10 protein-coding genes are annotated in these 8,329 nt (G+C 41.8%); all 10 read right to left on the minus strand.

Annotated features, from left to right (window positions below; all coding sequences use genetic code 11):
- Position 1: 1 nt before the first annotated feature.
- Positions 2–409: a GPW/gp25 family protein gene (locus QM629_RS20105; RefSeq protein WP_415161699.1), complete on the minus strand. Its 408-nt coding sequence runs from the start codon at positions 407–409 to the stop codon at positions 2–4.
- Positions 410–413: 4 nt separating this feature from the next.
- Complete coding sequence (locus tag QM629_RS20110; protein WP_415161700.1) at positions 414–704, minus strand: PAAR domain-containing protein; 291 nt, start codon at positions 702–704, stop codon at positions 414–416.
- Between the two features lie 7 nt (positions 705–711).
- Positions 712–2,457: a type VI secretion system tip protein VgrG gene (vgrG, locus tag QM629_RS20115; protein WP_415161701.1), complete on the minus strand. Its 1,746-nt coding sequence runs from the start codon at positions 2,455–2,457 to the stop codon at positions 712–714.
- A gap of 7 nt (positions 2,458–2,464) precedes the next feature.
- A complete protein-coding gene (locus tag QM629_RS20120; RefSeq protein ID WP_415161702.1) occupies positions 2,465–3,223 on the minus strand; it encodes a CIS tube protein in 759 nt (252 codons plus the stop codon).
- On the minus strand, positions 3,223–3,402 hold the full coding sequence (locus QM629_RS20125; protein WP_415161703.1) for a DUF5908 family protein: 180 nt from the start codon (positions 3,400–3,402) through the stop codon (positions 3,223–3,225). The genes QM629_RS20120 and QM629_RS20125 overlap by 1 nt, the downstream gene beginning before the upstream one ends.
- Positions 3,403–3,433: 31 nt before the next feature.
- The gene (locus QM629_RS20130; protein ID WP_415161704.1) at positions 3,434–3,943 is read right to left on the minus strand and encodes a phage tail protein; all 510 of its coding nucleotides are present in this window, start codon (positions 3,941–3,943) and stop codon (positions 3,434–3,436) included.
- A gap of 2 nt (positions 3,944–3,945) precedes the next feature.
- Positions 3,946–4,377 (minus strand): phage tail protein, encoded by a 432-nt coding sequence (locus tag QM629_RS20135; RefSeq protein ID WP_415161705.1) that lies wholly within the window; start codon positions 4,375–4,377, stop codon positions 3,946–3,948.
- 227 nt (positions 4,378–4,604) lie between these two features.
- Positions 4,605–6,116 carry a phage tail sheath family protein gene (locus QM629_RS20140; RefSeq protein ID WP_415161706.1) on the minus strand — a complete coding sequence of 504 codons (1,512 nt, stop codon included), beginning with the start codon at positions 6,114–6,116 and terminating at the stop codon, positions 4,605–4,607.
- A gap of 25 nt (positions 6,117–6,141) precedes the next feature.
- Positions 6,142–7,317 carry a hypothetical protein gene (locus tag QM629_RS20145; RefSeq protein WP_415161707.1) on the minus strand — a complete coding sequence of 392 codons (1,176 nt, stop codon included), beginning with the start codon at positions 7,315–7,317 and terminating at the stop codon, positions 6,142–6,144.
- Entirely contained in the window at positions 7,314–7,916 is a 603-nt protein-coding gene (locus QM629_RS20150; protein WP_415161708.1) for a DUF4255 domain-containing protein, read from the minus strand. Before QM629_RS20150 ends, QM629_RS20145 begins: the two co-directional genes overlap by 4 nt.
- Between the last annotated feature and the right edge of the window lie 413 nt (positions 7,917–8,329).

Here is an 8,329-nt window from a genome sequence, read left to right on the forward strand (position 1 = left end):
TTTATAAATTATTTCCTTCATTTATATAAAAAGGATAAACAAGATTGCTTCTTGAATTGGTTGCTCTTACAACATATTCAACAGAGATAAGTATTAATCCACTGGAAGCATTTTGCGTAAGCAGGTCAACCGTTTGAAGATCTATTCGCGGTTCATACAAAAGGATGGCATTTTTAATCTGGCTCTGCATATATGTTTGAAAACCGGTGGTGATGGGCTCAAAAACCATAGCGTCTGTATTGCATCCATATTCCGGTTGCATTACGCGCTCGCCCAAATGCGTGCTCAGCAATATTTTCAAACTGCTTTGAATATCATCTTCGCCATCCAGCATTTGCACGCCTTCCCCCCTGTTAAACACAGGAGGAAAACTCCAGCCCCTGCCTAAAAAAAAATTATCTGCGCTCATTATGCTATCCTCCTATTAATACAGTAAAACATCCTAACAGAATTGTACCGCCGTGTGCAGTTGAATCACCAAGCCTTGCCGCCGGCGCGCCTCCAATCATCACCGTTCCCGATCCTTTTACTATACTGTCAGGCGGGCCGGTACAGGTAAGCATGTCACCAACCCTTGCTGCTGCCATACCGCCGATTAAAACCGTGGGGCAACCCGGCGGCAATACAGTTCCCCCAATGTGTGGCACCGTGCCTGTAACCATCGGGCATACATGAAAATCTCCTACGCGTGCTGCGAATGACATGATTTGTTTAATTTATTTGCACCAATGCGCCTTTAAGTACAGCAGTAGCGCTGCTTTTCAGTTCTATTCCTGCAGTGCCTTCTGCTTTAAAGCTCATTTGCGCTTTTGATGAAAGGTTGTTTCCTTCAATACTTATATCGTCGTTTGATTTCAGGCTTATTTTTTTTGAGCTCTGTATGGTGATGCCATTATCATCAAGCACAATTTTATTCCCGCTACCATCCTCCATCTGTATCACTTTAGAATCATCATCCATCAAAAAAAATCTGCCTCCGGGCGTTTCAAGCTTCACTGATTTTTTATCATCATCAAATGTGAGTTTAATGGCGCTTCTTGATACATAAGCCTTGATATTATTATCAGCAGCAGCCTGTAATGGTGCAGGTTTTGCGCTGCTGTTAAGCATGCCAAGAATAACAGGGTTATTCGGATCATCATTTAAAAAACCAACAACTACCTCATCCCCCACTTCGGGCCTGAAAAAAAACCCACGGTTATCACCCGCATCAAGGCTGGCTATCCTTGACCACACGCCCTGCTCTTCCAGGCTTACAACAGGCAGGCGCACCTGTATCCTGTCTTCACCGTTGGGATCACTTTCCAACTGCGTAACAATGCCTATCTGCAAACCGTTCACGGCAGGCAGCATGGCGGCAGCTTTTGGCGCATTTACCGGGCACTCAACAGCAAACCAATCAGGCGACAGGCCAAACTGTGCATCTGAAAGCCAGTCGCCATCTGCTACCTCGTGCCTTACGCCGGTTACAAAAACTTTACCGTTTATACGGTCGCCAAGACCACCAAGGTTCAATACAGTAGCTGGTTTCACATCTCCAAACCCCTGGAACTTCACCCTTCCTTTTACTTTGGATAAGCGGGCTTTTAACAGTTGTGCATCAGCCCATGCCTGCAATTCTTCCTGCGGTACCTGGCCGGTGTGCTTAAGATCGAATGATGCAAGACCGATAACACTGCTAAGGTCGGCAGTGGAAATATTCCCGTTCTCTTCATTACCTGGCTCGGCTGCAGTAACATTCAATAATTCCTGGGCGGCATAATCCCATGAATAGGCGTTTACACCTTCGTATTGATTCCTGGCATCCATCTCCGAATCAAATTCAATAATGGTTGCACCAAATAAAAGCTCCAGTACCGGGTCATCATCCAACGATGGTTTTACTGAACTGATGCCATCTTCATCGGTAATACAGATATATCCGTTTGCCTCAAGGCGCGTAATAATAAAATCCCAGTCTGTACAATCAAACTGCACAAGCTCTTTATGCTGTACAGATGTGGCTTCTATTGTATTTGGCAAACCATACCCGTTGATTATCTCTTCTACAACATCGCTGTCTGTTTTATCAAAAAAATATTTGCTTTTTCTCCCAATTGATAATTTTACTGCTTCATCTTTACAGTCAACAATCAATTGTGAATTATCGGCTCTCACACGAATACGCGGTGTAATAACAATGCCTTTGAAAATAGATGTTTCATCAGAATGATAACCTGCAAAAATTTCTATCTCTTTACCGGGAACAAAGAGATCCTGGCTGGCAACTTCAAAGTCTTCAAGCGAAGGTTCACCATCTGCCATACAAATTCTGGCAGAAGATATTTTGTTTATTTCTTTTTGTACAACAATTGACTGAACGAGTATGGTGCGCGGTATTTCAGTACCATCAATTTTAATGGTAAATGTTACCAGGTCTGCCGGTTTTGATGTAGGTATGATTCTGTCAATGCTCATTCAATCTTTATTTATTGATAGGTGGAAATTTTATTTTATCTCCCACTTTCAAGCTCCTGAAATTTGTAATGTTGTTTACCCTGGCTACTTCAAGATAATAAGAAGCATCGCCATATATTTTATAGGTCATAAGCGGCAAAGTATCTCCTTCCGTTACCTGCCGTATGTGTGTAAGGTCCGGAGAGTTGTCTGCCTGTTCTGCAACCCGCAGCTTGTCTGTAATGGCGCCTGAGAAATTTGCTGAGGCCACAGCCCTTAAAGGAGTGCCATCCGGTTTAAACAATTTAAAATTGAAGTTTAAAGAAGTAAGCTTGCCATCGAAAATGAGCTTGCCCCATAATATCTGAACTTTATTGGGGCTGTGCTGTACGCCTTTGTAAGTAAACAATACTTTTTTAAACTTTTCTATTTCATTCATTACATCATATTCTTCTGAGGGAGATATGATATTTGAAACAGCGCTGGCTATGGCGCCCACAACAGGGATATCGCCTATTACACCTAAATTATTTGGCCTGGGTATAACGCCTGTGGCATCAAATAAAAAATCGAAATGAAGGCTTGGCACAGGCGTATATACATAATTGGGATCGCTGCCTGAAGTGCCCGGGATTTTTTTCGAATTCAATACGATCTGGTATTGAATTGCATACGTTTCCGGATTCACAAGCGCCATGTAAGTATCATCAGGAACCGTACTTAATTTTTGAGAACTCCCTGTTCCCGTGTACGCTGTAACTTTTAATTTATCAGGCGTTGCACCCATTATCTTTCCTCCTTATCTTTTAATACCTGCAATACCTGCTCTACACATGCCGCTACAATTGTTTCCATGTTGTTTGCGCTTGCAGTTGGCGCAGCATTAGCAACTGGCGATGCCGGAGGTTGTCCTGCGCCTTCATCAATGTAAGCTTTAATTGTAAGCTCTTTTATTTCTATTGGCATTTGCAAAATTTAATGAGAAAGAAGAAGTTGTTTAAAATGAAATGCTGCCACTAATGGCGCCTGCAAGCTGGCCGGCAAGGCCCATTGCCGCAATGGCAGGATCATAGTATTTAAAATATTGATAATTCAGGGCCAGCGTTTCAACTACAATTTCACTCCGGTCAGCACTAAAACCTGAAACTTCAAGCCGTTTGGGAATGGCATTTATTACATACCAATTGTATAGTGGCAGATGATTTTCATCAAGCAGCGAAATAAGAATGTTTGTTGGCTTAAATTCAAAATTTTCAATAGCATTATTGCACCAGTATAATATACCTGATCCCAGGAATTTGCCACGTTTTAAAACCAGTTCGTTATAGCTGGTTCGCACAGGTAACTGGTGTGTAAACCTGTTCTCGCCGCCTTCTTTCAGGGGTTCCAGCTCTACCGATGCGGTTAAGCCTGATACTTCCTGAAACCGTATATCATTCGGCAGTTGCGGGAATAGCTCAAACACTACCGAGAAGTGAAACCCCGTTTGCGGATATTGCAAATCCATACTTATTCATTTTGTATAGTGAAGCCCTCATGCGCAAGATCCAGTTGCTCAATCGAAACATCGTTGCCGTCTGCTTTAAGATCGGTGGATGTAACTTTTGTGGGCCATGCGTTCTTAACCTTCCACACAATAACCGGTGAAAGTGTTTCATCCAGCAGGCTTATGGTTATGTCGCGGCGCTCAACCGTATTCATGTTGATCGTGTTGAACCAATCGTAAAATTCATTATCTGATTTAAAGATGCCCCGCTTCAAAACAATATTGCTGAACTTGCGCTGCCCCGGCATTTTTATTTTGTGGTATTCAGGGCTTGCGCCATCACGGTATTCGATAACATCGTTGGTAATATCGAGCCCGCTCACATCGGTAAACCCTATTTTGGTTCCGCCCCATTCTACCTGGAAGTGAAATTTGGGCAGTGGATAGTTTGCCATAGATTAATTTTTATTAAGATGAAAATTTGATTCTGATTAATTATTCAATGTCGTTTATTAAGAAAATACTCAACGTTCAATACACAATAATCCCCGCCTGACCGGATCAGCCCGGCAGGAATGTTCAATTGTAAACGCCTGCAAAATGGGTATTGATTATTGAGCATTGCTTATTGATTATTTCAAAGAATTTAAACCGTAAGTCAACGACATTATAAAATGATTAATTAAGCCTGTTGCTGTATTTGTGAAAAACGGAGTATGATAAATTCTGCAGGGCGAACCGGCGCCATGCCTATTTCCACGATCATACGGCCGTTGAGGATATCATCAAACGTCATGGTTTGGCCAAGCCCGATTTTTACATAAAATGCCTGTTCCGGTTTTGAACCCGCCAGCGCGCCCAGCCGCCATAAATTGGTAAGATAATTTTCTATCATGGCCCGTACTTTAACCCAGGTGTTGCCATCATTGGGTTCAAATACAAAAGCATTGGCTGCCTTTTTTGCTGATTCTTCCACCATGATATAAAAGCGGCGCACAGAAATATACCTGAAATCGTTGCTGTTCCCATCAAGGGTGCGGGCGCCCCAAACCAAAATCCCTTTACCGGTAAATGCACGGATAGCATTCACGGATTTACCTGAAGTAGCATCAATATTCATATCGCCCTGCACTTCGTCTGATATCTGGTAGGTTGTTGCAAATACATCTGCCAGGCCCACATTGGCCGGCGCTTTCCATACGCCGCGGGAAGCGTCAACGGAAGCATATACGCCAGCCACACCGGGTGATGGCGGCAATACAACAGGAAACTGTGCGCTTAATGCCTGCTTTATTGCATTATAGGCGCTAAGGCTATAATAAGCTGGGGGCGCAGGAGGTGAAGCCGGTGGAGAGGAAGGCGCAGGCAATGTGCCTATTTCAGCAAGCGAATGGCCATCAAGCAAGCCGGCAGCACCATCAACCGTATGATTAACTATTGTTGACGATTCATCATAATCATAAGCATACACCGTTTTTAAGTTCGGGAAATAAGCGGCGCCATAATTATTAAATTCAGAAGCAAAGCCATTCCTGAAACTGGAGATAGCTGTAGTAACATCACTATTGGTAACCAATGTTTCACCGGTATCATAAACATCCATTATACAGAACCTGTCCTGCAGATTCCCGCACTGCACAAGCGCCTGGTTAAGCAACGCGTAATAACTGTTTTCGGGCATGCTCTGCCCTTCGGGAAAAACAATTAAAGTAGGTTCATCTTCTTTGGCAAGCGCTTCCAAACCCTTACCGGTTCCGGGATCATAAAAATCTGTAAGATCGAGCCCGCCGCTGTCAATATCAGTATAAGCTCCTACTGAAACAATATAACAGGGGCCTCCGCCATTGGCATAAAAGAAACGAACGGCCGAATGCATGTTATGTTTTGACTTGTTGCCATCAAATGCAATAGAGATAGTGTCTGTAGTCGTTTTTCCAACGGTAGTTTGATCGTAATTGATAACGATATTAATTTCCGGCTGCGCTTTCCCAAAATACAGCTCATACTCCAGCATAGAAGTAATGCGCGTTGGTTTGTTGGTAAGCTCATTGCCACGCATATCCCGGGCAATTTGCGTGTAGCCTATAAACGCAGGTATGGCAGTGGCAACCTGCGCAACAGATGGCGGGAACGAGGGAATTTCATTTACATAAACGCCCGGCGTTTTAATGGCGCTTTCATTTATTTGTGACATAGGTGAGAAATTTTAGTGTTTATGATTAGTGATTTAAAAAAATTTCTGAACAGGCATATTTATCCGCCCCGTTGGTAAAACTGGTTAGCCTCGATGGTGACGGGCAGGCAATATCGGGAACTGTAACATTTACAGTATCGTTGTTTACAACCGTTAAGGCAAGGCTTACGCTTAAAGGCGCTTCGTTTAAAGGGATCGGCGATTGTGATATAATAACGTCTGACGCAGTTGCAGGAAAACTATACACAGCCGGAGTAACTGATATGGTACCTTTGGAAGTATCTTTCAGAATATATTTCCATATTGTGGCCCTATTTAAAAAGTTTACGGTATATACCGGAGAGTTTAAAACATCTCCATTCAATAATTGATATTGTGCAGGAACACTGCTATCGTTAAATATTTCAATTACACCAAAAACGGGTTTTGCACTTAACTCATCATTTATATAAATAAACTGTTCATCGCCGTTGATCTTTAGTTTGTATTTGCCGGGAGCAAGTGAAGAAAGATCAAGTTTGAATTGTTTTGCAGGGTCATTGAAAGAGATGCTTTCAGAAATAACATTTTTTGAAAATGCATTATCAGCAAGATTAAAAGCCCAGGCATCAACAGTGGCATTTGGCTGCAATGCGTCAAACGTATAAGTTGAAATGGAAGGCATCCACTGCACCGTATCCTGTTCAGAAACATACTGATTGTTATCAATCTTCATCCAGTTGGTATTATTGGCATCTGAAGGCGTTATGTTTTTGCAACTTTTTATGCATTGGTAAACCGTTCCGCTGCCGGTTGCAATATCCCCGGGCACATAATCCCTGTTGTTATCATAGAGCACGGATTGTGAAATAAAGTTTTTACTGTTGGCAACATTATTATTCCTGTTAGTGAAATAATACAGTTTGCCCGGCTGGAAAACAGAAGGAAGATTGGTATAATTATAAAACAGCCCGCTGTTCAATTGCATAAAAAAGGTTAGCTGCAGCTTTTCAGAAGGTATGGCAAATGGCGTAGCGTCATCATTTGTTTGCAAAGCTGTATATAAAGTATTGCCGTATTGTTTGGCAAGCATTTTATTGCCTTTTATCGCAGCCTGCGTTTCAGCAGAAGGCATAATCATAAAATCGTTGCAGAGAGTATCTGCAAAATATTTATGCAGCAATTCTACCCTGAAAAAATAGCTGTAATTAATGCTTGTCATTGCTGCAGGCTTTTATCGTTAATGGTTATTTTCTGTATCAGCCCTGCATTGCCGTAAGCAAAATCTTCGCTTATATTAATCATGCGCATTTTGTACATAGCAGAAGGCAGATACCTTGAGCCAAGTATGCCCCAGAGGTTATTCAGATCCTGGTAAGAAAGCGTCATCAGATCAACAATCAATTGGTCTATGCCTTTTGGTATAGACGGATAATTAAGCGGCGTAAACACATTCTGGTATTGAAAGAACTGTATAATATAGGAAAGCCGTTTCAGCGATTCGGAATAAGAAGAAAGGTTTACGGCAAACAAAATATAAAGGTTAAGAAACACTTTCGGGTTTTTATACACAACCCCGCCATCGAAGGAGCGCACAAAATTTTCGGGCGATTTGCTTATGCGGTCTTCTTCAATATTAATAAGGCTTAAAAATGCGTTTTGCGGATCGCTTTCATCACCACCGCTGTTCGGCTGCGTTTCATTCAATTGCGAAACATTCGACAATATAATTGCTATATCATCCTGCGGTGCCGGTTCCAGTTTGGTTAGCAGATAGGTGTTTAACTGCTTACAAATAAAATCAAGAGCCTTATCAATCATACAATTGATTTTTGATTTTATAAACGCATTAAAATTTTATAGGTTTTCGGTTAGCTGTTTGCTTGAAGTGTTTTCAAGAAGACAGTGTCATCATGAGGTTGCTGTAACAAACGTAAAAAATAATTTGGGAATTTCAATACCTAATGCAAAAATTTTTTTATTCCCGCTTTAATAAACTTATCTTCATACATAAGCTATAAAAACTTAATGCAGGCAATGCCATCTTATCAATCGCAAAAAAATTATCCGGGAAAACACAGTTTGTAAAAAATGATTCGGTACATCTTCTTAGAAGCTGTCTAAAAACGCTTCAGCATAATTCGTATAGCGGCTAAATGCACCATGGCTACTCCTGTGTCATTCAATCTTTCATAATGCTTAGATGTTCTTCTGTTGGTATCTATCCAGGCAAA

The organism is Parafilimonas sp., from assembly GCF_047606085.1.
Classification (GTDB): domain Bacteria; phylum Bacteroidota; class Bacteroidia; order Chitinophagales; family Chitinophagaceae; genus Parafilimonas.

Coding starts and splice junctions, on each gene's coding strand:
- QM629_RS20105 (WP_415161699.1), bottom strand. CDS start 409: ATGAGCGCAGATAATTTTTTTTTAGGCAGGGGCTGGAGTTTTCCTCCT.
- QM629_RS20110 (WP_415161700.1), bottom strand. CDS start 704: ATGTCATTCGCAGCACGCGTAGGAGATTTTCATGTATGCCCGATGGTT.
- vgrG (WP_415161701.1), bottom strand. CDS start 2,457: ATGAGCATTGACAGAATCATACCTACATCAAAACCGGCAGACCTGGTA.
- QM629_RS20120 (WP_415161702.1), bottom strand. CDS start 3,223: ATGGGTGCAACGCCTGATAAATTAAAAGTTACAGCGTACACGGGAACA.
- QM629_RS20125 (WP_415161703.1), bottom strand. CDS start 3,402: ATGCCAATAGAAATAAAAGAGCTTACAATTAAAGCTTACATTGATGAA.
- QM629_RS20130 (WP_415161704.1), bottom strand. CDS start 3,943: ATGGATTTGCAATATCCGCAAACGGGGTTTCACTTCTCGGTAGTGTTT.
- QM629_RS20135 (WP_415161705.1), bottom strand. CDS start 4,377: ATGGCAAACTATCCACTGCCCAAATTTCACTTCCAGGTAGAATGGGGC.
- QM629_RS20140 (WP_415161706.1), bottom strand. CDS start 6,116: ATGTCACAAATAAATGAAAGCGCCATTAAAACGCCGGGCGTTTATGTA.
- QM629_RS20145 (WP_415161707.1), bottom strand. CDS start 7,317: ATGACAAGCATTAATTACAGCTATTTTTTCAGGGTAGAATTGCTGCAT.
- QM629_RS20150 (WP_415161708.1), bottom strand. CDS start 7,916: ATGATTGATAAGGCTCTTGATTTTATTTGTAAGCAGTTAAACACCTAT.